Origin of the sequence: Jannaschia sp. GRR-S6-38, assembly GCF_029853695.1 — a bacterium.
In the GTDB taxonomy this organism is placed as follows: domain Bacteria; phylum Pseudomonadota; class Alphaproteobacteria; order Rhodobacterales; family Rhodobacteraceae; genus Jannaschia; species Jannaschia ovalis.
In genome coordinates, this window is the sequence record NZ_CP122537.1 from 187,268 (window position 1) to 212,318 (window position 25,051).

At 71.1% G+C, this 25,051-nt stretch carries 22 protein-coding genes; 12 read left to right on the forward strand and 10 right to left on the reverse strand.

Annotated elements, in window-relative coordinates:
- Window positions 1-3: 3 nt before the first annotated feature.
- Window positions 4-2,268: a glycosyltransferase family 2 protein gene (locus tag P8627_RS00900; RefSeq protein ID WP_279965600.1), complete on the reverse strand. Its 2,265-nt coding sequence runs from the start codon at window positions 2,266-2,268 to the stop codon at window positions 4-6.
- A complete protein-coding gene (locus P8627_RS00905; RefSeq protein ID WP_279965601.1) occupies window positions 2,265-3,305 on the reverse strand; it encodes a glycosyltransferase family 2 protein in 1,041 nt (346 codons plus the stop codon). Before P8627_RS00905 ends, P8627_RS00900 begins: the two co-directional genes overlap by 4 nt.
- A 157-nt stretch (window positions 3,306-3,462) precedes the next feature.
- Between P8627_RS00905 and P8627_RS00910 the strand changes: the two genes are divergently transcribed.
- Window positions 3,463-4,452, forward strand: coding sequence for a phosphoadenosine phosphosulfate reductase (locus tag P8627_RS00910; protein WP_279965602.1), 990 nt, complete (start codon window positions 3,463-3,465; stop codon window positions 4,450-4,452).
- A 13-nt stretch (window positions 4,453-4,465) separates the two neighbouring features.
- On the opposite strand, the gene P8627_RS00915 is transcribed toward P8627_RS00910, so the two are convergent.
- The 5 genes from P8627_RS00915 to P8627_RS00935 all read right to left on the reverse strand — a co-directional run bounded on the left by P8627_RS00915 (window position 4,466) and on the right by P8627_RS00935 (window position 9,964).
- Window positions 4,466-4,909, reverse strand: a complete 444-nt coding sequence (locus P8627_RS00915; RefSeq protein WP_279965603.1) for a hypothetical protein — start codon at window positions 4,907-4,909, stop codon at window positions 4,466-4,468.
- A 20-nt stretch (window positions 4,910-4,929) separates the two neighbouring features.
- Window positions 4,930-6,711, reverse strand: coding sequence for an SLC13 family permease (locus tag P8627_RS00920; RefSeq protein WP_279965604.1), 1,782 nt, complete (start codon window positions 6,709-6,711; stop codon window positions 4,930-4,932).
- Between the two features lie 151 nt (window positions 6,712-6,862).
- Window positions 6,863-7,672 (reverse strand): TIGR00282 family metallophosphoesterase, encoded by an 810-nt coding sequence (locus P8627_RS00925; RefSeq protein ID WP_279965605.1) that lies wholly within the window; start codon window positions 7,670-7,672, stop codon window positions 6,863-6,865.
- A 104-nt stretch (window positions 7,673-7,776) separates the two neighbouring features.
- Window positions 7,777-8,940, reverse strand: coding sequence for a carbohydrate ABC transporter permease (locus tag P8627_RS00930; protein WP_279965606.1), 1,164 nt, complete (start codon window positions 8,938-8,940; stop codon window positions 7,777-7,779).
- Window positions 8,941-8,944: 4 nt separating this feature from the next.
- Window positions 8,945-9,964: a carbohydrate ABC transporter permease gene (locus tag P8627_RS00935; RefSeq protein WP_279965607.1), complete on the reverse strand. Its 1,020-nt coding sequence runs from the start codon at window positions 9,962-9,964 to the stop codon at window positions 8,945-8,947.
- Between the two features lie 159 nt (window positions 9,965-10,123).
- Between P8627_RS00935 and P8627_RS00940 the strand changes: the two genes are divergently transcribed.
- Window positions 10,124-12,184, forward strand: a complete 2,061-nt coding sequence (locus P8627_RS00940; RefSeq protein WP_279965608.1) for a molybdopterin-containing oxidoreductase family protein — start codon at window positions 10,124-10,126, stop codon at window positions 12,182-12,184.
- Here the strand turns inward: P8627_RS00940 and P8627_RS00945 are convergent.
- Both P8627_RS00945 and P8627_RS00950 read right to left on the reverse strand, forming a co-directional pair.
- The gene (locus tag P8627_RS00945) at window positions 12,181-13,239 is read right to left on the reverse strand and encodes a Hint domain-containing protein (protein WP_279965609.1); all 1,059 of its coding nucleotides are present in this window, start codon (window positions 13,237-13,239) and stop codon (window positions 12,181-12,183) included. The two genes, P8627_RS00940 and P8627_RS00945, sit on opposite strands and share 4 nt — an antisense overlap.
- Window positions 13,240-13,416: 177 nt before the next feature.
- Window positions 13,417-14,637 (reverse strand): ABC transporter substrate-binding protein, encoded by a 1,221-nt coding sequence (locus P8627_RS00950; protein ID WP_279965610.1) that lies wholly within the window; start codon window positions 14,635-14,637, stop codon window positions 13,417-13,419.
- A 206-nt stretch (window positions 14,638-14,843) separates the two neighbouring features.
- Between P8627_RS00950 and P8627_RS00955 the strand changes: the two genes are divergently transcribed.
- From P8627_RS00955 to P8627_RS01000, 10 genes are all read left to right on the forward strand, one after another.
- Complete coding sequence (locus P8627_RS00955; protein WP_279965611.1) at window positions 14,844-15,791, forward strand: nuclear transport factor 2 family protein; 948 nt, start codon at window positions 14,844-14,846, stop codon at window positions 15,789-15,791.
- Between the two features lie 67 nt (window positions 15,792-15,858).
- A complete protein-coding gene (argC, locus tag P8627_RS00960; RefSeq protein WP_279965612.1) occupies window positions 15,859-16,770 on the forward strand; it encodes an N-acetyl-gamma-glutamyl-phosphate reductase in 912 nt (303 codons plus the stop codon).
- Between the two features lie 76 nt (window positions 16,771-16,846).
- A complete protein-coding gene (locus P8627_RS00965) occupies window positions 16,847-17,371 on the forward strand; it encodes a tetratricopeptide repeat protein (RefSeq protein ID WP_279965613.1) in 525 nt (174 codons plus the stop codon).
- A 146-nt stretch (window positions 17,372-17,517) separates the two neighbouring features.
- Window positions 17,518-18,498 carry a FliG C-terminal domain-containing protein gene (locus tag P8627_RS00970; protein WP_279965614.1) on the forward strand — a complete coding sequence of 327 codons (981 nt, stop codon included), beginning with the start codon at window positions 17,518-17,520 and terminating at the stop codon, window positions 18,496-18,498.
- A 613-nt stretch (window positions 18,499-19,111) separates the two neighbouring features.
- Entirely contained in the window at window positions 19,112-20,116 is a 1,005-nt protein-coding gene (locus P8627_RS00975) for a ligase-associated DNA damage response exonuclease (protein WP_279965615.1), read from the forward strand.
- On the forward strand, window positions 20,113-20,982 hold the full coding sequence (locus P8627_RS00980) for an alpha/beta hydrolase fold domain-containing protein (RefSeq protein ID WP_279965616.1): 870 nt from the start codon (window positions 20,113-20,115) through the stop codon (window positions 20,980-20,982). Before P8627_RS00975 ends, P8627_RS00980 begins: the two co-directional genes overlap by 4 nt.
- Entirely contained in the window at window positions 20,979-22,577 is a 1,599-nt protein-coding gene (locus tag P8627_RS00985) for an ATP-dependent DNA ligase (RefSeq protein WP_279965617.1), read from the forward strand. Before P8627_RS00980 ends, P8627_RS00985 begins: the two co-directional genes overlap by 4 nt.
- Before the next feature lie 84 nt (window positions 22,578-22,661).
- Window positions 22,662-22,847 (forward strand): hypothetical protein, encoded by a 186-nt coding sequence (locus P8627_RS00990; RefSeq protein ID WP_279965618.1) that lies wholly within the window; start codon window positions 22,662-22,664, stop codon window positions 22,845-22,847.
- Between the two features lie 41 nt (window positions 22,848-22,888).
- Window positions 22,889-23,767 (forward strand): amidohydrolase family protein, encoded by an 879-nt coding sequence (locus tag P8627_RS00995; RefSeq protein ID WP_279965619.1) that lies wholly within the window; start codon window positions 22,889-22,891, stop codon window positions 23,765-23,767.
- On the forward strand, window positions 23,767-24,231 hold the full coding sequence (locus P8627_RS01000) for a GNAT family N-acetyltransferase (RefSeq protein WP_279965620.1): 465 nt from the start codon (window positions 23,767-23,769) through the stop codon (window positions 24,229-24,231). Before P8627_RS00995 ends, P8627_RS01000 begins: the two co-directional genes overlap by 1 nt.
- Here P8627_RS01000 and P8627_RS01005 read toward each other — a convergent pair.
- The gene (locus tag P8627_RS01005; protein ID WP_279965621.1) at window positions 24,228-25,004 is read right to left on the reverse strand and encodes a gamma-glutamyl-gamma-aminobutyrate hydrolase family protein; all 777 of its coding nucleotides are present in this window, start codon (window positions 25,002-25,004) and stop codon (window positions 24,228-24,230) included. The two genes, P8627_RS01000 and P8627_RS01005, sit on opposite strands and share 4 nt — an antisense overlap.
- Window positions 25,005-25,051 lie beyond the last annotated feature (47 nt).

Consider the following 25,051-nt stretch of genomic DNA (forward strand, 5'->3'; position numbering starts at 1 on the left):
CGCCTAATGCGCCGTCTCCTCCACCTCGCCCACGGTGAAGAAGAAATCCTCGGGATGGTCGGCCATCGCCACCGCGTCGGGCACCGCATCGGGGCCCGCAAGGAAGACATTGGCCCCGAAATGCGCGTGCATCCGCGACAGCCGGCGCATCCGCTCGGACCTGAGCTCGTCATAGATGGCCGCGAAGCCCTCCGTCGCCTTCAGCTCGGCGATCCTCGCGCGGTGGGCGGCGACGCAGGCCGCATGTTGCGCGGCCACGCCCGGGAGCGCGCGCAGCGCCTCCAGCTCGGCCGCCATCGCCGGGATCATACGCTGGATCGCCGTGTCGCGTTCGGCGTTGTTGTTCATACGAAACCAGTAGCCCAGACCCTGGTCGCGCTCGACATGGTTCACCCGGCCCCGGTCGCGCTTGACGAGGAAGCTTTCGGCGTCGCGCACCGCGTAATGGTTCAGCGTCACGAGGTCGTAGCCGTACGTCTCCAGCGTCGAGCGCCAGCCGGTGCGCAGCATCTCCTTCGGCATCGGCTGGCCCGAGCCGTTGACCCAGCTGATCTGCTCCCAGAGATCGGGGCGCAGGCCTTTGGGGCGATGCACGCCCATCTTCTTGTAGGTGCCCACGTTCCGGAACAGCGTCTTGAAACCCCAGGCCTGGTGCGGCTTGCGGATCAGCTCGGGCGCGCAGCGGTCGAAGCGGGCGAGCGTCGATGCGTCCTCGAAACTCTCGAGATCGGCGTTGCCGAACAGCCGCCAGGTCAGCGAGATCATGTTGGCGTCGCCCACCGCCGCGTAGAGGTCGCGCAGATGCCCGTCCCCGGCATGGACCGAGATGAACTCGTCCACATCCATGCAGATGGCCCAGCCCGCCCGCGCCATGACCGGCTCGGACTCCGCCGCGGCCAGCGCGGCGTGCTGGGGCTTCATGTCCTCCATCTCGCGGAACGGGTTCTCGCGATGCTGGACGATGCCCTGCGCCTGCAAAAGGTCCAGCATGCGGTCGGTGCCGTCGGTGCAGTCGTTGGTGTAGATCAGAAAATCGTCCACCCCGATCGCCCGGTGATAGGCGATCCATTCGAGGATGAAGGGCCCCTCGTTCTTCATGCAGGTCACGATGGCCGTGCGCCCCGGCACGCTGGCCGGCAGATGCGCGCCGCCCTTGTCCTGCGAGACGGGGGGCAGGATCGGATCGGCGGCGAACCCGTCCCGCGCCAGCGCCAGCAGGTCATCATCGACCACCAGCCCGGCCTTTGGCGCCAGCGGCAGGCCCAGATCCTCGTTCACCCGCGCGCCCATGCAGCGCAGGAAGAAGGCCGATTTCAGCGGATCGGGCTTCAGCCCGCCCACGCGGACCAGGCGGAAGGGCTCCTCCTCGGGCACGCGGCGCGGGTCGGCCACCCAGCGGCGGTTGCCGCGCGGATTGTCGAACTGGTCGCAGACATGGTCGCCGAAGGCCGGCGCCCGACCCTTGCGGATGCGCCACGGAAAGACCCGGCGGCCCAGAAGCGGCACGACCGGCGGCTCCGCCCCTTCGATCAGGTCGAAGGCGCGGCGACCCGGCGACGCGGGCGCGAGCAGGTCCGAGACGTCGAGGAAGGCCACGGCGCGCGCCTCGGTCAGGAAGCGCCAGCGCAGCGCCTCCCACAGCGCCATCTCGCTCAGCGGCGCGGTCCAGTCGTCATCGGCGGGCACCGTCATGCGGTCCTTGCCAGGCGCGTCCGGCGCCGTGATCGGGTGCCGCTCCGACGGGCCGCGGCCCAGCGGCACGGGCGATGTCACCACGACCACCGCCGCCATGCCCGGCACCGCATCCATGGCGCGCAGCGCATCAGTCAGCGGGGCCTCACCGGGCCGCGTCCGGTCGACGATCAGCGCGGCATCCGCGCCCTGCGTCTCGGCATGGTAGCGCAGCCAATCGGCGACCAGCTCCGGCGTCTCGCCGTTGCGCTGGCCCATGAGGACGCGGCGACCGGCGAGGAGCGCGGGCTCGGGCGCCGAGGGCGCGCGCAGCGCGGGCTCGGGCGCCGAGGGCGCGGGCAGCGCCGGCCCGTCGCCCATGGGCAGCGACAGCACCGCGCCCTGCAGCGTCCCGCGCACGATCAGCGCGCCGCCGACCAGCTGTACGCGCTCGGGCGTCGTCCCCGGCACCGGCCGGATCGCCTTCGGATTGGCCCCCGCCCCCAGGAACAGCCGGAAGGTCTCGCCATCGGCCAGCAGCTCGATCACCCGCAGCGCGCCAATCGTCGTTCCCGCCAGCCGCCGCTCGTGGATCATGCCGCGGCCCCCGCCTCGGCCCGGCGGCGCATCGCGATCAGCCGCCGGCCCAGCGCCGCATCGGGCGCATGGCTGCCGCCGGCCAGCACCAGCCGCCCGGCCAGCGTCGCCCCCTCGGGCGTGGCGAGGATCGCCTTCAGCCGCGCGGCGTGCCAGGCGCGGCTCGCGGTTTCGGCCCCGGCCAGGCCCGGCAAGGCCCGCAGCCGCGCCAGCTCGACGCCCATCGCGGGCAGTTGCGGCGCGATCATATCGTCCTCGACCTGGTTGAAATTGCGCTCGACCCAATAGGTCAGATCGATCGGCTTGCCCACGCGGTTGGGGAGGCCCCGTTCGCGCTTGACCAGGAACTCCTCGACCGAGCGGACGGAGTAGTGGTTGAGCTGCACCATGCGGCCCGCGGGCGCCGCGCCGCCGCGCCAGAGCAGGATGCGGCCCTGCGCGGCGGCGAGCTCGGGATCGGGTCGCCCGCAATCGTCGTGAAACACCGGCACCGCGGATTGCCTCGGCCGGTGGATGCCGAAGCCGGTGAAGGGCCCCTCGCGGTGGAACAGCGTCTTGATGAAGCTGCCCAGCGCCGGATAGGCCAGCCCGGCCGGGGCGGCGCGGCGGAACCGCTCGGGCGTCGTGCCCTCGCCCGCCGCCACGCGGCCCGACCAGCCGAAGAGCCGCCAGGGCAGCGCGATGGCCTGCGCGCCCGCGTTGGCCGCGATCAGGCCGGGCAGGTCCGCGGCGCCCTCCAGCGCGATGTATTCGTCGGGATCGAGATGCAGCAGCCAGTCGGCGTCGCAGGCCGGATGGTCCCAAGCCGCCGCCATCGCGCGCCATTGCGGCGTCTGGCCCGGCTGATCGGCGATCGCGCCCTGCGGAACATGCGTCACGCCGGCCGGCGCGAGCGCGTCCAGAACCGCCTCGGTCCCGTCGGCGCAATCATTGGTGAAGGCCAGGATCCGGTCCACGCCCAGCGCGCGCAGATGCGCCAGCCATTCGGTCAGGAACGGCCCCTCGTCGCGCAGGCAGGTCACCACGGTGATCGTCATTCGGCCTCGGCGATTGTCACGGATCAATGGCGAGAATGAGGCAGATACGGGAACAATCGGGGGGGAATATCAAGCGACCGGGCCGATTTTGCGACTGAATCGCCCCGGTCGATGCGCTATTGTCGCCATCACGCGACCCAACGCACCGGAGGCCTTGATGCCCGACGACAGCCTCGCATCCGCCGGACCGGCGCTTTCCCGGACGGATCACCGCGCCGCGCTCGAAGCCGCGGCGGCCGGGCGGGACGGCGAATTGCGGGCGCTGGGCGACGATCACATGGTGCTGCGGCGATCGGGCAACGACACGCTGCTCGTGTCCTTCGAGGACCTGGACCAGCTGCGCCAGACGCCCGGGGGGCTTCCCTGGTCGACGAAGCTCTTGCGCAAGCGCCGGTGGTCGACCCTGACGGTGATGTGCGACGGGCGGACCTGGTTCCGGGATCCGGCCCTCTATGCCTATTTCGACCAGCTGACGGATGACGGCGTCTTCGACGATTACGCGCGCGTGATCTTCGCGGGCGGGGGGATCGGCGCCTATGCCGCGGGTGCCTACAGCGTGGCCGCGCCCGGCGCGATCGTCTGCCTGGTCCAGCCCTATGCCACGCTCGACCGCGAGGTCGCGCCCTGGGAAGGCCGCTTCCGTTCGAGCCGCGCGCTCGACTTCACCAGCCGCTACGGCAACGCCGCACAGATGATCGAGGCGGCGGCGCAGGTCTACCTGATCACCGACCCGACGCGGGCGGCGGACGCGATGCATGCGAGCCTGTTCCAGGGCGACCACGTCCTGCGCCTCAACACCCCCCATGCGGGCGAGGATATCTGGGCCCGCCTGCGCGAGATCGGGATCCTGGACCGGGTCGTCGCGATGGCGGGGAACGGCCAGCTGACCCGGGCGGGATTTGCCGAGCTCTGGCGCCGGCGGCGGCACGATCCGGGCTACCAGGCCGGCCTGATGCGCAAGCTCGACGGGATGAACCGGCCGTGGCTGACCGCCCTGCTGGCCGGCTATATCCTGCGGAATGGCGAGAACGCCGCCGCGCGGCGGCGCCTCAACGACGCGCTGGTCCGCCTGGAGGAGCAGGGCCACGCGGCCCCGGCCGGCCTGTCGCTGCGGCCCCGCGGGGCGATGCTGCTGGCGGGCGAGTGACGGCCCGCCGGGCCTAGCTCGCGGCGGCGGCCGGCGCCGTCGTCAGCCGCGTCCCCGGCCCGAGCGGCGCGATGAAGAGCCGGCGCACGCCGTCGACATCCGTCACGTAGACCTCGGCCCGCGGCACCAGCGCGCCGTCCGTGCTCATCGCACCCGCCGGATCCTCGATGGTGAAGCGCGTCGGTGCGCCGCCCTGCTTGAAGGTCACGTCATAGGGCAGCGCGAAGCCGCAATCGCCGGTGACGCCGGACCAGCCGCTCTGCGTGCCCTCGGGGCGCAGCCCGATGCAGCGCGTCCCGTTCGACATGGCGAGGGTCACGCGGCTGCCCGACGCCTGCACACCCGCGACGCGCACCTCGCCCGGTGGGATGTCGAACCCGCCGCCGCCGGTCTCGGACCCGAGGGGCTGGCACGCGGCCAGGGCAAGCGGAGCGAGGACGGCGAGGCTTGGGCGCATGGGCATATTCTCCTGGGGGTTCACAGCGGCCAGATCACCGGGATCAGGACCGCCGAGACCAGCGCGACGATGATGTTCATGCCGATACCGACTTTCAGGAAGTCCGTAAACCGGTAGCCCCCCGGGCCGTAAACCAGCATGTTCGTCTGGTAGCCGATCGGTGTCGAGAAGGCACAGCTGGCCCCCACCATCACCGCCACCACCAGCGGCCGCGGGTCGACGCCCAGCGCCTCGCCCAGCGCGATGGCGACGGGGGTCACGACCACGGCGACGGCGTTGTTCGACACGGTTTCGGTCAGGATCGTCGTCAGCCCGAACACCGCCAGCACCAGAAGCGGGCCCGGCGCACCTTCCAGAAAGGGCGCCACCGCATCGACGATCATCTCGACCGCGCCCGACGCCTCGAGCGCCGCGCCGACGGCCAGCATCGCGAAGATCATCGCCAGAAGCCGTCCGTCGACGAAGCCGAAGGCCTCGTCGGCATCGACGGAACGCGTCATCAGGACGATCACCGCCCCCATCACCGCGAGCGCCAGGATCGGCGCGAGGTCCAGCGCCGAGAGCGCGACGATCCCCGCCACGGCGGCCACCGGGATCCAGGCGCGCTCGCGCCGGAAGGCACGGTCCGACGGCGTGCTGACATCCACGAGATTCAGCTCCGCCGACATGCGCTGGATGTCTTCGGCCGCCCCCTCGATCAGCAGCGTGTCCCCGACCCGGACGACGACATCGTCGAGCGGTCCCGACACGTTGCGGTCGCGCCGGTGCAGCGCCAGCGGATAGACCCCGTAGCGGCGCCGCAGACGCAGCGCGCCGAGCCGCCGCCCGACCATCTTCGCGTCCGGCGTGATCAGCACCTCGACCGTCTTCGTCTCGACCGCGCCGACCTGGTCGATGCGCTTGAGATCAGGGTTGCGCTGCAGCGTTAAAAGCTCGGCGATCTCGGTGCGCAGGATGACGCGGTCGCCCACCTGCAGGACCACGCCCTTGAGCGCGCGGCGGAGCGAGCGGTCGCCGCGCACCACGTCGATCAGCCGGACGCCCTCGCGCTGGAACAGCTTCACGCCCGTCACCTCGCGCCCGATCAGGTTGGAATCGGGCGGGATGACGGCTTCGGCGAAGAATTTCTGCGCCTTGCGGTTGCCGCCCAGCATCTGCGCCATCGATGTCCGCTCGGGCAGCAGGTGCCGGCCGACGAGGTAGAGATAGGCCATGCCCACCACCGAGAGCGGGATGGCCAGCGGCGCGACCTCGAAGATCGAGAAGGCCTCGAGCCCCCGCGCCCGGGCCACGCCGTCGACCAGCAGGTTGGTGGACGTCCCGATCAGGGTGATCGTGCCGCCGAGGATCGAGGCGTAGGACAGGGGGATCAGCAGCTTCGAGGGCGCAAGCTCCATCGCCCGGGCCAGTTGCACGAAGACCGGGATCATCACGACGACGACCGGCGTGTTGGCGACGAAAGCCGAGGCGACCAGCACGAAGAGCAGCAGAAGCCCGATCGCCAGCCGGGGCCGCGTCGATGCGCGCGCTTCGGCGTAGCGGGTGAACCAGTCCAGCGCGCCCGTGCGCACCAGCGCCCCCATCAGCAGGAACATCGCGGCGATGGTCCAGGGCGCGGGGTTCGACAGCACCTCCACGCCGGCGTCATAGGGCAGGATGCCCAGCGCCAGCAGGAACCCCGCGCCGCCCATGGCCACGACCTCCGTCGGATAGACCTCGCGGACGAAGAGGCCGAGCATCACCACGAGCGTGGCGAGCGTGATCCAGGCCTGCGCCTCCTGCGGAATGTCGAGCCAGGTCATGCGGCGCGCCCCTTTGGTCGGACCGGACGCCCAAGCCCCGCCACCGGTTGCGCCACCGCGAAGGAGGTGGCCGCGGAGACCCCCGCGCGCTGATGGAGCGGCTTCGGCCGGACGCCGGCCGACGGGCGACGTGCGAACGGAATCGAGCCCATCACGGCCCCGCCTGCCCCAGCCGGCCGCCGACGCGGACCTGCGCGATGGTCTTCGCCAGACCCGTCGCGTCGTCGGTCTCGACGAAAAGCCCGCAAAGCGTGGCCTCGCCCAGCGCGGGCTCGAACCGGTCCTTCGGCATCCCGATCACGAAGCGGCGCAGCGGCTCGGCCTTCTGCATGCCGATCACCGAATCGTAGTCGCCGCACATGCCAGCATCGGTCTGGTAGGCGGTGCCGCCGGGCAGGATGCAGGCATCGGCCGTGGGCACATGGGTGTGGGTGCCGACCACGATGCTGGCGCGCCCGTCGCAGAAATGGCCCATCGCCATCTTCTCCGACGTCGCCTCGCAATGCATGTCGACGAGGATCGCGTCGACCGTCTTGCCCAGCGTCTGACCCTTGAGGATCGTCTCCATCACCGCGAAGGGATCGTCGTAGCTGCGCGACATGAAAACCCGGCCCAGCACCTGCGCCACCAGCAGCTTGCGGCCGCCGATCTCGTAGATCCGGGCGCCGCGTCCGGGGGCGGATTTCGCGTAGTTCACCGGCCGCAGGATGCGCGGATCGCCCTCGATCGCCTGCATCATGTCCTTCTGGTCGAAGGCGTGGTCGCCCAGCGTGACGACATCCGCGCCGGCCTCGAACAGCGCGTTGGCCTGCGCGGCGTTCAGCCCCCGCCCGGAGGAGGCGTTCTCGCCGTTGACCACCACCGCATCGAGCTGCCAATCGGCGCGCAGGCCGGGCAGCCGCTCGGCCACGGCATTGCGGCCCGACCGCCCCATCACATCGCCGAGAAACAGAATTCGCATGATGCCGACCTAGGCCGGGCCGCGAGCTTGGGAAAGCCCTTTCGCAGGGTCCGGTTCCATCCGTCCCCCGGCCCGAAATCCGTCGGGGACGCGCGCGGGCCGGTTCAGCCCTTCACCGCCCCCGCCGTCAGCCCCGAGACGATCTGGCGCTGGAAGATCATCACCAGAAGGAACAGCGGCGCGGTGATCGACACGGCGGCGGCCACCGCCTCGACCTGGTCGGTCGTCGTCGTCTCGCGGTTGAAATAGCCCGCGATGGCCGGGACCATGGTCTGGTTCGACGCATCCAGCAGGAGCGAGGTCACGAGGAAGTCGTTATAGGCCAGCAGAAAGCTGAACAGCCCCGTCGTGATGACGCCCGGCCACATCACCGGCATGATCACCCAGCGGAAGGCCTGGAAATGGGTGCAGCCATCGACGCGCGCGCTTTCGTCCAGATCGACGGGGATGTTCTGGAAGAACGAGCGCAGCATCCAGATCGTGAAGGGCTGGTTGATCGAGACCAGCACCGCGATCACCGCCAGCGGCTGGCCGTAGAGCGTGGGGGCGTTCTCGCCCAGGATCGGGCGCAGGATCTCGGCGGAGTTGATGAAGACCGGCAGGTAGCCCGCCACCAGCACCGAATGCGGCAGCGCGCGGAAGACCAGCGCCACGATCAGGATCCAGAAGGCCAGCGTCGAGCCCGACCGCGCTAGCCCGTAGCCCGCCAACGTCCCCACCGTCAGCGAGACCGAGACCACGCCGAAGGTCACGATCAGCGAGTTCTGGAAGTTCTCGTAGAAGGCGTTCTCGACCCAGACCGCCTCGTAATGCTGGGTCGTCAGCCCCAACACCGGGCGGCCCAGCGGGCCGAGCAGCGCCTCGAGCGGGCCCGCGACCCAGGGCACGGCGACGAAGAAGCCGATGACGAAGAGGACCGCGAACCCGAGCGCGATCACGGCCCAGCTGAAGATGCGCTGCAGCGTCCCGTCGCCCGCCGCCATCGGCATCAGCCAGCGCGTCGCGGCCTTCACCGACAGCCAGAACACGGCGATCCCCAGCGCGATGTCGACCAGCGACAGCCCGTTGCCGTCGGACAGCGTGCGCGGGCCGCGGATCACCTCCCAGGCCGAGGAGGAGAAGGCGTCGACCGGCGACTTGAAGCTCATCGCCAGGATCCAGAACAGCGGGAACGCCGCCAGGAACAGCCAGACCAGGAGGAAGGCGTTCGACGCGGCCTTCAGCGTGGCCGGCTGGCGCATCGCGCGCGGCAGGGAGGCGTCGGACATCGGCTCAGCTCCCTCGGTGGTCGCGCCAGGTGCGCCGCAGCGGCGCGGCCAGCAGGATGACGACCCCGATCATCGTCAGCATCGCCGAGGCCGAGGCCGAGCTGACCGCCCGGTTCCCCGAGTCGTCGGGCGTCAGGTAGTCGTAGGTCAGGTATTGCAGCGTGATCCGGTAGCTCTGCGACGAGAAGCCGATCACCTCCTCGAAGGCGCGATAGGCGTCCATCAGGTGGATCAGCGTCACGAAGACGATCAGCGGCATCAGGTGCGGGATGACGACGTAGCGCAACCGCTCCCAGCGCGAGGCGCCGTCGATGATCGCCGATTCCAGCGTGTCCTGGTTCACCGTCTGCAGCCCCGCATAGAAGATCACGAAGGCGAAGGGCGCGACGTGCCAGACGCGGTAGAACATCATCAGGAACTCGATCGCCCAGCCATTGGCCGCGATCGACAGGTCCGTCGCGAAGAGCGCCTCGAGCCAGACCGTGACGATGCCGTCGCCGTAGAACAGCCAGCGGATCGACAGCGCGCCGATCACTGGCGTGATGATGAAGGGCAGAAGCGACACGAAGATCACCGGCCCCTTGAGCGCCCGCGCCGCGTTGTTGACGACCACCGCGATGGCGAGGCCCAGCCCGATCACCAGGGGCAGCGTGATCAGTGTGAAGGTCACGGTGAAGCGCAGCGCCTTCCAGAAATCGATCTGCAACAGGGCGCCCAGGTCGAAATCGCTTAGCGCCCGCAACGCGCGGTCGCCGCCCAGCACGTTGGCATAGCTCGACAGCCCCACCCATTCGGTCCGCGTGACGGTCTTGCCGGCCTCGTCCAGCACCGGGATCGTCTTGATCTCGGTGGTGCAGGTCTGGGTCAGGAAGCCGGGGGTGCAGGTCTCGACCGATTGGGTGGTGAAGACGGGGTTGGTGACCTGGAAGGAGTTGATTAGCACCATCGCCAGCGGAAAAGCGATGAACAGCACCATCAGCAGGATCGACGGCCCGACGAACAGCGCGAACGTGCGAAACTTCACCTCGGTGCCCCCCGGCGGCTGGATCGCGGAAAGCGTTGCATAGGTATTCGGCGACTGTCACCCGGTTTCTTTGGCGCGCTCCGTCGGCCCCTGCGCTGGCCCCGGGCCCCGGCTTCGGGCAGGCTCACCCCAGCATCACGCAAGCCGGGAGGGCGCGCCATGCCGCGACAGCGAACCGTCACGACGATGTGCCCGATGAACTGCCATCCGACGCTGTGCGGGATGACGGTGACGGTCGCGGATGACCGGCTGGTCGGGATCGCGGGCGACGTCAGCAACCCCGACAGCGAGGGGTTTCTCTGCATGCGCGGCAAGGCGGCGCATGAGATCGTGGGCAACGACCGGCGCCTGCTGACCCCGCTCATGCGGTCGCGCCGCGGCGGCGACTGGCATGCGACCGACTGGGATGCCGCGCTGGACGCCATCGCCGCGACGATGCGCGCCGTGGGCCCCGGGGCGGTCGGCTTCTGGCAGGGCCACGGCAACTGGGCCAACGACTACGCCTTCGGGCTCAAGCGCGCGCAAATGGACCGCTTCGTCAATCTCTACGGCTGCGAAGGCTGGAACCCCGCCATGGTCTGCTGGGGCCTCGGCGCCTTCGGGGCGGGCCTGACCGGTGCGATCGAGACCTCCACGAAGGAGGACATGTCGGCCAATTCCGAGCTCGTGATCCTCTGGGCTGCCAACACCGTCAGCCAGGCCAACACGATGCGCCATGTCGAGATCGCCAAGCGGCGTGGGGCGCATGTGGTCGCCATCGACATCCGCCGCACCGAAGCCTCGGCGCTGGCCGACGAGGTGATCCTTCTGCGTCCCGGCTCGGATACGGCGCTGGCGCTGGCGATGATGCACGTGATCGTGGCGGAGGGGCGCCACGATGCCGAACTCGTCGCCGAACACACCCTGGGCTTCGCCGAGCTGGCCCGGCACCTCGCTCCGATGACGCCCGACTGGGCCGCGGCGCGGACCGGCCTGCCCGCCGAGCGGATCGCGGCGCTGGCCCGCCGCTACGCCGCCACCCGTCCGGCGATGATCGTCATGGGCGGCTCGTCGCTGCACAAGGGCGACAACGGCTGGCAGGCCGCGCGCGCCATCGCCTGCCTGCCCGCGCTGACCGGCGATTACGGGCGGCCCGGCGGTGGGCTCGGGCCCCGGCATGGCGGGCGCAGCCACGGCGCGGGCTTCGCCGATCTGTCGGCCGCCGATCGCCGCACGGCCCCGCGGCGCATTCCCAACCAGATGGAGGCGATCGTCGCGGCGCTGGAAAGCGGTGCGATCAAGGTGCTGGTCTCGATCGGCTCGAACATCCTGTCGTCATTCCCCGACAGCAACCGGGTCCGCGCGGCGCTGGCCCGGGCCGAGCTGGTCGTCTTCCACGACATCTTCCCCAACCAGACGATGCGCGAAGCGGCCGATATCGTCCTGCCCTCGACCATCTGGCTGGAGGAGATCGGCGCCAAGTCGACCAACACGCATATCCACCTCTCCGACCGCGCGCTGCCTGCCGCGGGCGCGGCCCGGCCGGCCGATGCGATCTATCGCGGCCTGGCCGAGCGGCTGGGCGTCGCCGATGTCTATCCCTGGCCCGATCAGGAGGCGGCGATGGACGCGGCGCTCGACCATCCCGCGACCGGTCATACCACCGTGGCGGATCTGCGCGCCGCCGGCGGGCGCGTGCGGCTGAAGGTCTCCGACGTGGCCTATCCGACGCGCGAATTCACCACGCCCTCGGGCAAGATCGAGTTCGTCTCGGCCCGCGCCGCCGCGATGGGCCTGCCCGCGCTGCCCGAATGCCCGGACACGGCGGAGGGCGACGGCCTCCGGCTCGCGCATGGCCGCACCTTCGCGCATTTCCACGCCTTCTACGACCACGCCCGCGCCCTGCCGACGCTCGCGGCGCGCGAGGACGCGCCCGATCTCTGGATCGCGCCCGCCGATGCCGCGCGGCACGGGGTCGCCGATGGCAGCGCGATTGAGGTCGCCAATACCCGCGGCGCCTTCCGGGCGCGTGCCAAGGTCACGCCGCGCATGCCGCCCGGCGCGGTGTGGATCCGCGACGGCTGGCCCGGGCTGAATGCGCTGACCGACGGCGCGGCCGTGCTGCCCGATACGGCGCTCGACGCCTTTCCCTTCTCGGTCGGACAAAGCCGCTTCGGCGCGCGGGTCCGCCTGCGGGCGCTTGGGCCGGACCCCGCCGCCGGACCGGACCCCGCAGACTAGCCGGCCATGCGCTCCGGACCCGCGTCCCGGACGCCGCCCTTTGCGCGCCGGAGGATCCCCTGCGCCTCGGCCACGCGCAGGATCACCCGGGCGGGCGGCCCGTTCGCGCAATCGGACCCCGCGGGGATGCAGCCGAACAGCGTCCGCAAGGCCCGGCGATCCGCCGCGTTCAGGCCCGCCCAGACCATGCGTCGCAGCAGCAGCGACTCCGCGATGCAGCCTTCGGCGAGGATCAGCTCGTGCCGCGCGAAGGCCAGGTGCACCCAGTCCACCGCCCGCCGACCGCGCATGAACCGGACCCCTGGCAACGCGGTCAGCGCCTTGGCCGCGACGAGCCGTTCGCCCGCGAAAAGGGCCATCATCTGCCCCAAGCCGCCCACGAGAACCCGGTGCTGCGGCGAAACCACCAGGTCGCGGGCCGGGCGCCCGGGACCCAGCGCGCCCGCCGCGATGAGGATCGGTCGCGCATCCGCCGCCACCGCCGCCAGCATCTGCGGGCCCGACCACGCCCAGACGACCGGCTGCGCCCCCCGATCCACCGTCGTGACGCGGTCCCCCGGGCGCAGCGCCTCCACCGGGCGCGGCCCCTCGGGGGTCGCGATCAGGGTGCCCCGCGCGAAGCAGGGCACGGTTCCCTGGTTCGGCGCGGATTGCGCGGAATAGGTCGCGCCGCCGTCCCGGGTCTCGAAGGTCTCGCCGGATTCAAGGAAGCCGAGATCCTCGCTCGTCACCCCGGCGGCCGGGCCCGAACCCGGTGTGACGGTCTTGCCCTCGAAGGACACGAACTGGACGACGTTGCCGTCGCCATCGACCAGCGCCAGCGCCTCGCTCGCCCCGTATTCCGCGTAGCCCGGCGAGCTTTCGTCGAAGGAATAGACATCCTGGCCGAACATCGTCGCATCCGGCGTCCCGAAGGTCATCGTCGTCTGCAGGACGCCCGACGCGCCGTAGATCGCGATGGAATAGCCGGACATGTCCGTGCCGGCCGGCGCGGCGACCTCGAAGAAATTCGGCGGGGCGTCGGTATACCCGATTTCCGAGAAATGAACGGCCATGGGTCAGCGCATCATGAATTCGGGGGCCACATCCTGCGACGTCGTGGCCTTCCTAATTCGCAATGATGAACCGAACCTCTTGCTGGCCGGATTTTCGTCGCACGCGCCCTCCTCCGGAACGCGAAGGGGCCCGGCCGCCGCTGGCGACCGGGCCCCTCGGGGTCGTGATCGGTCAGGTCATTCCAGGAGGCCGGCTTCCTTGGCCTGCGCGATGTAGGATTCCTCCACCGCGGCCAGTGTCTCCTCCGCCGAACGCTCCCCGGTGAAGAAGGCCGGCAGCTCGTTGCCCAGCGCGGTGTGCATCAGGCCCATCTGGCTGGTCGAGGGATAGCTGATCGGCGCGGGATCGGCCGTCGCCGTGGCGATGGCGCCCGCCGCCATGTCCGACGGCTCGTAGCCCGAGACCAGCCAGATCGCGTCGTCGTTGCTGGCCTGCACCATCTCCTGATCCAGCCCCTCCATCGCGACGCGGAAGGCGGCATCGGCGGCCTCGTCGGGGATGTTGCGGGCGACCACGATCCCGTCCCACCAGAGCGTCGTGGCGGGCGGGCCGTCTGCCGTGGCGCGGGGGGCAGCGGCCGAGCCGACGAGACCCACGACCTGGCTCTCGGCCGCGTCATCCATCGCGCCGCCGCGGCTGGCCCAGAGGTTCGCCATCGCGATCTTGCCCTGCTGGAACTGCTGCTGGACGTAGGTCGAGTCGCTGACGAGGTATTCCGGATCCATGTATTCGGTGAGCGCCTTCATCATTTCGAGCGCCTGGACCCCCGCTTCGGAATTCACCGCCGGGGTCGAGTCGTCGTTGTAGAAGGTCCCGCCGAAGCCGAGGAACATGTTGTTGAAATCCTGCGCGAGGTTCCAGCCCGACGCCATGGTCGCGCCCAGCGGGTACTCGACCACGCCCGCCTCCTGGATGGCAGCGGCGGCCTCCAGCACCTCGTCATAGGTGGTCGGCACCTCGAGACCCAGATCCTCGAAGATGTCGGTGCGGTACATCAGGTGCTGCGTGTTCACCATCATCGCGATGGCCATGACGTCGCCGTTCACGCGGATCAGCTGGTTGGCGGAAAGGTTCTCGCCGTATTTCTCGACCAGGTCGTCGAGCGGACGGATCGTGCCCTCGTTCAGCAGCGGCGTGACGGTGCCGTTCGACACGCCCCCGATCTCGTAGAGCGACGGGTCCGCGGCGAAGGCGGCGGGCTGCTTGGTGCGGAACTCCTGGTCCAGCTCGGCCTGCACGTTGCCGCATTCGGCCATCGCGTCCGTCACGGCCTTCCAGGCCTCGAACCCGGCCGAAAGGCTGCGGATCGGCGTCTCGTTCTCGAAGGCGCAATCGGCCGCGGCCGCGGTGCCCATCAGGGCCAGCGCCCCGGCCAGCGCGATCTTCTTGGTCAGCATCGGTGATCTCCCTTGTTGTCTCTTCGAGGGCCGCGTTCTGGCGCGCGACCCGTCGGGATCGAATTTGGCATGGCGGCCCGGCAGGTCCAACCGAAAGCGCCTTTCGCGGGACGCGGCATCATGCCAGACCGATCCATGCATACGATTGCAGGAACGCTAGCGCCGGCGTTTGCGACCGCGCAAGCCTTAAGTTGACGGAGGGTTCGATGACCGATTTCCGCGCCACGACCCGCCGGGGGCTGGCCGCGCTGCTCGCCGGAGATCCCGGCGTGCTGGCGCCGGAGGCCGTGTTCGAGATGATGGCGCCGGTCGACCGGGTGGACGGGACAGAGGCGATAATGGCCGATGTCGTCGCGCCCCTGCGCGCGGCGCTCTCAGGCCTGCATCCCCGCGACGAGATTGTCATCGGCGGCGACAGCACCCGCGCGCCGGGCGGGCGCTGGGTCGCCACGTTGGGCCATTACGTCGGCCGCCATGTCGCGCCGCTCTGGGGGGTCGCGCCCTCCGACCGGTTGGCCTTCCTGCGCGCGGGCGCGTTCCACCAGATCGACGCCGCAGGGCGCATCACCCGGGCGCATGTCATTCTCGACCTGCCCGACCTCATGCGCCAGGCCGGCCGGGACCCGTTCCCCGAGGGCTTGGGCTCCGAGATGCTCTTTCCCGGCCCCGCGACGCATGACGGCATCTGCCCCGATCCCGCGGGCGGCGCCGACAGCCTGCGGCTGGTCGAGCGGATGCTGGGCGACCTGCACGTCTTCGATCCCGCCACCGCCGCCTCGCCCGGGCAGATCGGGCCGGACGGCACCTGGGCCGAGGACTTCCTGTGGTACGGGCCGGGCGGCATCGGCTCGACCTTCCGCTGGGACGGCTTCGTCGATCACCACCGCGCCGCCTTTCTCGCCGCCTTTCCGGACCGTCGGGGCGGCAACCATTACTGCCGGATCGGCGACGGGCCCTATGCCGCGGTCTCGGGCTGGCCCTCAATGACGATGACCCATCGCGGCCCCTATCTCGGCGCCGCGCCCAGCGGGCGCGCGCTCACCCTCCGGGTCATGGATTTCTACCGCTGCGCGCGGGGCCGGATCGCCGAGAATTGGGTGCTGCTCGACTATGTCGATCTCTGGCGGCAGATGGGCCAGGACATCCTGCGCTGAGCGCGCAGCCGGCTTGCACCGCCCCCTCCCGCGCCCTATCCCGGCCCCCGAGCCAAGGGAGGCGCGCATGACGACGGCAGTGTTCATCGACGGCGAGGCGGGAACCACCGGCCTGCAGATCCGCGACCGGCTGGCGGGGCGCGACGACATCCGTCTCGTCCAGCTGGACGAGGCCACGCGCAAGGACGATGCCGCCCGGCGCGACGCCTTCGCCCAAGCCGATGTCGCGATCCTCTGCCTGCCCGACGACGCCGCCCGCGCCGCCGTGGCGATGGCGGGCGACACGCGCATCATCGACGCCTCGACGGCGCATCGCGTCGCCGCCGACTGGGTTTACGGCATGCCGGAACTGCCCGGCCAGCGCGACCGCATCCGCGACGCGCGCCACGTCGCCAATGTCGGCTGTTTCGCCACCGCCGCCATCTCGATGCTGCGGCCGCTGACCGATGCCGAGATCCTACCGCCCGATCACGGCGTCGTCCTGACCGGCGTTTCGGGCTACACGGGTGGCGGCAAGGCGCTGATCGCCGAGTTCGAACGCGGCGCGGCGCCGGCCTATTACCTCTACGCGCTGAGCCAGGGTCACAAGCACCTGCCCGAGATCGCGCGCTATGGCGGGCTCGACCGCAAGCCGCTGTTCCAGCCGGCCGTCGGGGCCTACGCGCAGGGCATGGCGGTGCAGCTGCACCTGCATGCCGACCTGCTGCCCGGCGGCATCGCCGGCTATGCCCGGATCGAGGCCGCGCTGCGCGAATTCTACGCGGGCGATCCCTTCGTCTCCGTCGAGATGCCGGGCGAGCGGATCGACCCTCAAGCGCTCAACGGCACCAACCGCATGGCGATCAGCGTCCAGGGCGACGGCAATGCCCGCGTGACGGTCGCGGCGGTGCTGGACAACCTGGGCAAAGGCGCCTCGGGGACGGCGGTCCAAAACCTCAACCTGATGATCGGCGCCGAGGAGACGGCGGGCCTGATCTGAGGCCCGTCACCCGATCGTGATTGTCGCGCGGCGCGCGCGCCTTACCATGCGGAATGTCCCAACCGGAGCTTCCGCCATGAAGATCGTATCCCTCGCCGCGCTCGCCACCCTCCTGCCGCTCGCGGCCTTCGCCGCCGGGTCCGAACCCGCCACGCAGACCCAGACCTCCGCCGATTGCACCGGCGCGCAGGTCTGGGACGCCGACAAGGGCGCATGCGTCGACCCGCAAAGCTCCTCGCTCGACGACGCCACCCGGATCGAGGCCGCGCGCGAACTGGCGAGCTTCGGCCGGCCCGAAGACGCGCTGCGCGTCCTCGCCGCGCTGGACGCGCCCGAGACGACCGACGCGCTGACCGTTCGCGGCTTCGCGACGCGCAAGGCGGGCGACCTGCCGCGCGCGATGGTGTTCTACGAGGCGGCACTGTCGCTCGATCCGCAGAACTTCCTCGCGCGCAGCTACATGGGCCAGGGCCTGGCCGAGGCCGGGCGCATCGACGCGGCGCGCCTGCAGCTTGCCATGATCCGCGAGGCGGGCGGCCGCGGCACCTATCCCGAGCGGATGCTGGCCCGGACGGTCGAGACCGGGCGCGCCGCTTACTGACGCCCGGCGCAACGCTTCGTTAAGACCCGGGCGGGCATACCGGCCGCACCCAGCCGGAGCCCGCCCGCGTCATGGATCTTGCCCCGACTTCGATGCCGCCCCCGCCGCCGGGGCGCCGTCTCACGCCGCGCCAGAAGGCGGCGGTCGTGATCCAGCTTCTCGTCTCCGGCGGGCTCGATCCGGGGCTGCGCGACCTGCCGCCCGACCAGCAGCGCGCGCTCGTCTCCGACATGGCCGGGCTCCGCTTCATCGACCGCGCGACGCTGGCCGCGGTCGTGGCCGAATTCGCCGCCGAGCTCGATTCGATCGGCCTGCATTTTCCCCGCGATCCGGCCAAGGTGATCGCCCGTCTCGACGCGGCCCTCGCCCCCGAGGTGCTGGAGAGCCTCGTCGCCGATCTGGGCCTCGACCCGCCGGCCGGCGACGCGATCTGGCAGGACGTGGCGGGCCAGCCCGACGAGGGGCTCGTCGCCATCATGGCCCATGAAAGCGAGGAGGTCTGCGCGGTCCTTCTGTCGAAGCTGCCGCCGCCCCGCGCCGCCGGCCTGCTCGCGCTGATGGACAAGCCGCGCGCCGAGGCCATCGCCGCCGCCTTCGCCCGCACCGAGGAGGTGACGCCCGACGCCGTCGCCCGGATCGGCCGCGCGCTGGGCCTGCAATCCTCGAACGTGCCCGCCCCGGCCTTCGCCGGCGACAGCGTGGCGCGCGTGGGCCAGATCCTGAACGCCGCGACCTCGGGCCTGCGCCGCGACCTGATGGACCGGCTCGATGCCGTCGACGCCCCCTTCGCCGCCCGCGTTCGCGCGGCCGTCTTCAGCTTCGAGAACATTCCCGATCGCGTCGATCCCCGGGACGTGCCGAAAGTCCTGCGCGGGGTGGAAAACGCGCAGGTCGTCGCCGCGATCGGCGGGGCGGGCGAGGCGATGGCGCCGGTGGTCGATTTTATCCTCGGCGCGATCTCCAGCCGCCTTGCCGACCAGATCCGCGACGAGATCGCCGAACGCGGAAAGATCGCACCCGACGAGGCGGAGGCCGCGATGGCCGCCGTGGTCGCCTCAATCCGCGAGTTGGAGGAGGCGGGGGAGATCATGCTGGTCGTGGCGGGCGAGGCGGACGAGACGGAGTGACCCCCGACCCCGGGGCGCGCCCATCCGCGCGCGGCGGGGCCGGGGCGCCGCGCGATCCCGTCGGGGCTTTGATGCGGCTGGTCCCCCCGCTTTGTCGCAACGCATAGGCAAGGTTTCTCCAAGATCTGGCGGCGCTCCTCCGAAGCGAGCCCGGCGGATCCGGTATGTGGCGCGTCCTGTCTGGCCGCCGTCGTCACCGCTGGGCCATCGGGACCGGGAGGTGACCATGGCGGCGGGGCCCCGGCCCCCTTGGCTGAATCCGCCCACCGCGTGCGCCGACGCGTCGCCCCAGCATCCTCCGTGGCCCGGCTTCCGGAGCCCCCTGCCGTGCAGCGGGCCACCCGCTCCCCCCATCTGCGAGCGACCCGACAACCCCATGCGGCCCGCGGGCGTCGGCTCAACGCCAACCGCTCGAACGAAGCACCCGATTGCGCCGAACCGCGTTCGTCTCCCCCGCCCTGCCCGCGCCAACGGCCGGCGGCGCCTGCCCGTCGCCCCACCCGCAGCCACATCGCCGCGACAGCCCCCGGCAACCGCCTTGCCTCCGCCGCACGGTCCCGCGACTGTTCCCGCGCCCGGGGCGCGCTAGCTCGCAGCCTCGAAGGGAGGCGGTATGGTTCTGGAATTCACCGATGACGGCATCTGGTGCCCCGCGGGCGGGTTCCATATCGATCCGTGGCGCCCGGTCGACCGCGCGCTCGTCACGCATGGCCATGCCGATCACGCCTATCCCGGCCACCGCCGCTACCTCGCCACCGATGCCGCCCTGCCCGTCATGCGCCACCGCCTGGGCGACATCACCGCCGAGGGCATCGCCTTCGGCGAGACGCGCGAGATCGGCGGCGTCCGCGTCAGCTTCCACCCCGCCGGCCACGTCCCCGGCAGCGCGCAGATCCGTGTCGAGCACAAGGGCGAGGTCTGGGTGGTCTCGGGCGACTACAAGACCGCGCCAGACGCGCTGTCCGAGCCGTGGGAGCCCGTGCGCTGCCACGCCTTCATCACCGAATGCACCTTCGGCCTGCCGGTCTTCGACTGGGCCCCCGAGACCGAACTGCGCGCCCAGATCGACGACTGGTGGCGCGCCAATCGCGACGCCGGGCGGTTCTCGCTTATCGGGGCCTATTCGCTCGGCAAGGCGCAGCGGGTGATGACGATGGTCGACCCGTCGATCGGCCCGATCCTGACCCATGGCGCCGTCGAGAACACCAACGAGGTGCTGCGCGCGCAGGGCGTGGAGCTGCCCGCCACGATCCGCGTCACCGCCGAGACCGACCTGAAGGCCCATGCCGGCGCGCTGGTGATCGCGCCGCCCGGCGCGCTGGCGCAGCCCTGGGCGCGGCGCTTCGGCCGGGCCAGCCAGGGCATCGCCTCGGGCTGGATGGCGTTGCGCGGGGTGCGCCGCCGGCGGTCCGCCGACCGCGGCTTCGTCGTCAGCGACCATGCCGACTGGAAGGGGCTGAACGCGGCCGTGAAGGAAACCGGGGCCAGCCGCATCTTCGCCACCCACGGCTATACCAGCACCTTCCGCGACTGGCTGGAAAGCCAGGGCTACGAGGCGCGGATCGTGCAGACCGAGTTCGGCGACGAACTCCTCGAGACCGAGGAGGCCGAGGCATGAGCGGCGGGTCCTGGCGCGACCGGGCGCTGGTCCTGTCGGCGCGCTACGGCGCCCGGCCCTTCCTCGCGCTGCCCTTGCCCTGGACGGTGCAGCGGCTGGGCATGACGCTGGCCGCGCCCCGGCCGCTGCGGGCGCCGGGCATCCACGAGGCGCAGGCGCGCATCGCCGGCCTGCCCTGCCTGACCGTGGCGCCCGAGAAGCCCGCGGGCACGCTGGTCTGGCTGCATGGCGGCGCCTTCGTCATCGGCTCGCCCCGCAACTATCGCAGCCTCGCCCACGGGCTCGCCGCGCGGACGGGATATCGCGTGATCCTGCCCGATTACCGTCTCGCGCCCGAGCATCCCTTCCCCGCGGGGCTGGAGGATTGCGTGGCCGTCCTGCGCGCCGTGGCCGCGGACGGGCCCTTCGCGCTGGGCGGCGACAGCGCGGGCGGCACGCTGGCGCTGGCCGCGCTGGGACTGCTCCTGCCCGAAGGCGTGCGCCCGACCCATCTCGTCCTCGCCTCGCCCGCCTGCGACCTGCGGCCCGACCGCGCCGCGCCGCCGGATTGCGACGAGATGCTGTTGCCCCAGCGGCTGCTGCGGCGCGCGGCGCGCGACTATCTCGCGGGGGCCGATCCGACCGATCCGCGCGCCTCGCCGATCCGCGCGCGCTTCGCGGGCGCGCCGCCCGTCCTGATCCAGGCCGCGCGGGGCGAGTACCTCGAACGCGACGCCGACGCGATCGCCGCGCGGCTGCGCGAGTTCGGCGCGCCGGTCCGCGTCGAGAAGGAAGCCGGCGTCCCGCATGTCTGGCAGCTGGCCGTGGGCCGCACGCCCAAGGCCGACCGCGCCGTCGACGCCATGGCCGCGTTCCTTCGCACATGAAGCGCTTCGCCGCCCTCTTCACCGCGCTGGACCAGACCACCAAGACCGGCGCCAAGACCGAGGCGCTGGCCGCATATTTCCGCGAGGCGCCGGATGCCGACCGGCTCTGGACCATCGCGCTTCTGTCGGGGCGCCGGCCCAAGCGCACGGTGACGGCCACGCGGCTGGCCGAATGGGCGGCCGAGATCGCGGGCCTGCCGATGTGGCTGTTCCGCGCCAGCTACGACGTGGTGGGCGACCTGGCCGAGACGATCCACCTCGTCCTGCCCGACCCGAAGGACAGGTCCGAGCGCAGCCTCGCCGACTGGATCGGCGAGATCCGCGCGCTCTCGAAGGCCGAGGAGCCCGAGAAGCGCCGCGTGATCGAGGCCGCCTGGGACCAGCTCGCCGGGGCGGAGCGCTTCGTCTTCAACAAGCTCATCACCGGCGGCTTCCGCGTGGGCGTCAGCCAGAAGCTGATGACCCGCGCGCTGGCGCAGGCCACCGGGATCGCGGAGGCCGAGCTCGCCCACCGCCTGATGGGCGGCTGGACGCCCGAGGCCACGAGCTACGCCGCGCTGATCGAGGCCCCGGACCCGGAGGCCGATCTCAGTCGCCCCTATCCGTTCTGCCTGGCCTACGGAGTCGAGGACGGGCCCGAGGCGCTGGGCGATCCCGACGACTGGCTGGCGGAGTGGAAATGGGACGGCATCCGCGGCCAGCTCATCCTGCGCGGCGGCCAGCACCATCTCTGGAGCCGGGGCGAGGAGCTGATGACCGACCGCTTCCCCGAATTCGCCCGCGCGGTCGATTTCCTGCCCGACGGCACGGTGCTCGACGGCGAGGTGCTGGTCTGGGACGCCGCTGCCGCGATGCCGCGCAGCTTCGCCGCGCTGCAGCCCCGGATCGGGCGCAAGACCGTTCCGAAAAAGCTGCTGGCCGAGGCGCCGGTGATCCTGCGCGCCTACGACCTGCTGGAGCATGCGGGCGAGGATATTCGCGCCCGCCCCTTTGCCGAGCGCCGCGAACGGCTGGAGGCGCTCGCCGCCGACCTGCCCGCGGACGCGCCGGTCAACCTCTCGCGGCTGGCCCCTTTCGACGATTGGGACGCGCTGGGCGAAATTCGCGCCGCCGCGCGCGAGGCCGGCGCCGAGGGGATGATGCTCAAGCGCAAGGCCAGCCCCTACCATGTCGGCCGCAAGAAGGGCGATTGGTGGAAATGGAAGCTAGACCCGCTGACCATCGACGCGGTCATGGTCTACGCGCAGGCCGGTCACGGCCGACGGGCGAATCTCTACACCGACTTCACCTTCGCCGTCTGGAAGGGAAACGAGCTCGTGCCCTTCACGAAGGCCTATTCCGGCCTCACGGACGCGGAATTCCGCCAGATCACCCATTGGGTCCGCCGCAACACGCTGCAGCGCTTCGGGCCGGTGCGGCAGGTGCCGCCCGAACAGGTGTTCGAAATCGGTTTCGAAGGCATCCAGCGCTCGACCCGGCACAAATCTGGCGTCGCGCTGCGCTTTCCACGCATGCTGCGCTGGCGGCGGGACAAGCCCGGCCAGGAGGCCAATACCCACGGCGATTTGTTGCAGATGCTGGAACAATACGGCTGAACTTTGCCGGTTTTGACGACAATCAATTCTTCGGGTTTCGAATGTGTTAGGGTGCCAAGCGTCAGACCTGAGGGAGGAAAGACCATGCTTCGTCAAAGCGACGTCATTCGGCACGCCCGTCAGTTGCACGAGGTGGCCGGACCACGGGCCGAAGCCATCGCGGCCCAGCGCGCCGCCGAGGAGAAGGCCGAGGGCCATCTCGAGAACCAGAAGGCGTGGGATCGTATCCGTCTCGTGCTGCGCCAGCAGAACGGGCCGCGCCAGACCTGAGCTTCTGGACGCTCTGGGGCCGCAGGCCCAGCCTGCGGCGCATGGCCCTGCCCCGCTCCGCCCCGCCCCCCGATCCAATCGCGCCCGATCGCCCCGCGCCGGCGGGCACCTGCGACACGCATATTCACCTGCTTGGCGCGGCGGGCGAAGCGGAACTGTGGGACAAGCGCGCCGAGGATCCCGCGGACGGCTGGGATTTCGACGCCTATCTCGACGCCTATCGCGTGCAGATGGCCGCGCTGGGGATCGAGCGGACGGTGATCGTCCAGTCGATCCTCTTCGGCACCGACAACAGCCTCGTGGCGCGCGGCATCGAGGCGCTGGGCCGCGAGACGACGCGCGGCATCGGGCTGGTGGACGACGCGGCCAGCGACGCCGATCTCGACGATCTGGTGGCGCAGGGGATCGAGGGCGTGCGGCTCAACTACGTCCATGGCGGCGTGCTGAGCTGGGAGGGCGTCGAGGCGATGGCCCCGCGCCTCGCGGATCGCGGGCTGCACGTCCAGATGCTGCTGCGCGCCGATCGCCACATGGCCGATCTCGCCCCCCGCATCCGCGCCCTGCCGGTGCCGATGGTGCTCGATCACATCGGCTGGCCGGATCTCGCCGCGGGGATCGACGAGCCGGGCTTCCGCGCGCTGCGCGACACGCTCGATCACGGCAATCTCTGGGTGAAGCTCTCGGCGCTCTATCGCCATTGCCCCGCGCCCTTCGACGCCGCCGACGCGCATGTGGCCGCGCTTCTCGAGGCCAACCCGCTGCGCTGTCTCTGGGGCTCGGACTGGCCGCATATCATGCTGGGCGACGCGCGGGCCGCCCCGGCGGCGGTGGCGCTCGATGCGCTGGACCGGGTCTGCCCCGACGACGACACCCGCGAGGCCGTGCTGGTGCGCAATCCCGCCCGGCTCTTCGGGTTCTGATGGAGCTCCGCTGCCCCGGGGGTGAGGAGCTGCGCGCGCTCTACGCCGCGGCCTTCCCGGACGAGGACCTGACCGGGCTCGTGGCCGCGCTGGCCGCCGATCCCGCGGTCCGCCATGTCTGCGACGGCGCGCTCGAAGCGCATGCGGCGCTGACGCCCTGCCGCGTGGGCGACGCGCCGGTCTGGCTGCTGGGCCCCGTCGCCGTCGCGCCCGAGAGGCAAGGCCGTGGCCGGGGCCGCGTGCTGGTCACTGCTGCGCTGGCGGCCGTTCGGCCCGATCCGGTCTGCGTGCTGGGCGATCCGGGGTTCTACGGGCGGTTCGGCTTCACGCGGGAGGACGCGGTCGCCCCGCCCTACGCATTGCCCGAGGAATGGGCGCCCGCCTGGCAGGCGATCCGGACCGGGGCCCTGTCGGGCAAGCTGCGCGTGCCGGCGGTCTGGCGCGACTCGGCGCTCTGGCGCTAGCCGGCCTTCGCCATCGGCGTGGCCACGCGGCCCGCCTTCCACGCCCGGCAGGCGGCGCCGAACGCTTCGAAAAGGGGGCGCGACACCGGGTCGTCGGCGGCCTTGTATTCCGGGTGCCATTGCACCGCCATCGCGAAGCCCGGCGCGCCGTCGACATAGATCGCCTCCGGCGTGCCGTCCGGCGCGCGCCCGTCGATCACGATGCGCGGCCCGGCCTCGTCGATGCCCTGCCCGTGCAGCGTGTTGGTCATCACCGTCTCCGCCCCCAGAAGCCGCGCAAAGGGCCCGCCCGGCGTCAGATGCACCTCGTGGCGCAGCGCGAATTTCTCCTCGATGGTGCCGTCCGGCGGCATCCGGTGGTTCATCCGGCCCGGCAGGTCGCGGATCTCGGGATGCAGAGTCGAGCCCATGGCGACCGCCAGCTCCTGGAACCCGCGGCAGAGCCCGAGGATGGGCTGCCCCCGCGCGACGCAGGCCCGGATCAGCGGCAGGGCCACCGCGTCGCGCTTGCGATCGAAGGCGCCATGCGCCTCGGTCTCGGCATGGCCGTATTCCTCGGGATGGACGTTGGGCCGCCCGCCGGTGAACAGGAAGCCGTCGAATACCTCCAGCAGCTCCTCGATGCGGCTGGCGTCGGGACAGGCGGGAAAGGTCAGCGCGATCGCGTCCGAGACATGCGCCACGGCATCGGTGTTCATCGTCCCGTTGGCATGGGCCGGGTACTGATCGTTGATCAGGTAGCTGTTCGAGATGATGCCGACGAGCGGGCGCATGACGATCCTTTCGTTTGACGCGAACGAATACCGGGCCGCGGGCGCCA

Bases quoted from the DNA above. Each gene is read 5' to 3' on its own strand.
- P8627_RS00900 (WP_279965600.1), bottom strand. From the start codon at position 2,268: ATGATCCACGAGCGGCGGCTGGCGGGAACGACGATTGGCGCGCTGCGG.
- P8627_RS00905 (WP_279965601.1), bottom strand. From the start codon at position 3,305: ATGACGATCACCGTGGTGACCTGCCTGCGCGACGAGGGGCCGTTCCTG.
- P8627_RS00910 (WP_279965602.1), top strand. From the start codon at position 3,463: ATGCCCGACGACAGCCTCGCATCCGCCGGACCGGCGCTTTCCCGGACG.
- P8627_RS00915 (WP_279965603.1), bottom strand. From the start codon at position 4,909: ATGCGCCCAAGCCTCGCCGTCCTCGCTCCGCTTGCCCTGGCCGCGTGC.
- P8627_RS00920 (WP_279965604.1), bottom strand. From the start codon at position 6,711: ATGACCTGGCTCGACATTCCGCAGGAGGCGCAGGCCTGGATCACGCTC.
- P8627_RS00925 (WP_279965605.1), bottom strand. From the start codon at position 7,672: ATGCGAATTCTGTTTCTCGGCGATGTGATGGGGCGGTCGGGCCGCAAT.
- P8627_RS00930 (WP_279965606.1), bottom strand. From the start codon at position 8,940: ATGTCCGACGCCTCCCTGCCGCGCGCGATGCGCCAGCCGGCCACGCTG.
- P8627_RS00940 (WP_279965608.1), top strand. From the start codon at position 10,124: ATGCCGCGACAGCGAACCGTCACGACGATGTGCCCGATGAACTGCCAT.
- P8627_RS00945 (WP_279965609.1), bottom strand. From the start codon at position 13,239: ATGGCCGTTCATTTCTCGGAAATCGGGTATACCGACGCCCCGCCGAAT.
- P8627_RS00950 (WP_279965610.1), bottom strand. From the start codon at position 14,637: ATGCTGACCAAGAAGATCGCGCTGGCCGGGGCGCTGGCCCTGATGGGC.
- P8627_RS00955 (WP_279965611.1), top strand. From the start codon at position 14,844: ATGACCGATTTCCGCGCCACGACCCGCCGGGGGCTGGCCGCGCTGCTC.
- argC (WP_279965612.1), top strand. From the start codon at position 15,859: ATGACGACGGCAGTGTTCATCGACGGCGAGGCGGGAACCACCGGCCTG.
- P8627_RS00965 (WP_279965613.1), top strand. From the start codon at position 16,847: ATGAAGATCGTATCCCTCGCCGCGCTCGCCACCCTCCTGCCGCTCGCG.
- P8627_RS00975 (WP_279965615.1), top strand. From the start codon at position 19,112: ATGGTTCTGGAATTCACCGATGACGGCATCTGGTGCCCCGCGGGCGGG.
- P8627_RS00980 (WP_279965616.1), top strand. From the start codon at position 20,113: ATGAGCGGCGGGTCCTGGCGCGACCGGGCGCTGGTCCTGTCGGCGCGC.
- P8627_RS00985 (WP_279965617.1), top strand. From the start codon at position 20,979: ATGAAGCGCTTCGCCGCCCTCTTCACCGCGCTGGACCAGACCACCAAG.
- P8627_RS00990 (WP_279965618.1), top strand. From the start codon at position 22,662: ATGCTTCGTCAAAGCGACGTCATTCGGCACGCCCGTCAGTTGCACGAG.
- P8627_RS00995 (WP_279965619.1), top strand. From the start codon at position 22,889: ATGGCCCTGCCCCGCTCCGCCCCGCCCCCCGATCCAATCGCGCCCGAT.
- P8627_RS01000 (WP_279965620.1), top strand. From the start codon at position 23,767: ATGGAGCTCCGCTGCCCCGGGGGTGAGGAGCTGCGCGCGCTCTACGCC.
- P8627_RS01005 (WP_279965621.1), bottom strand. From the start codon at position 25,004: ATGCGCCCGCTCGTCGGCATCATCTCGAACAGCTACCTGATCAACGAT.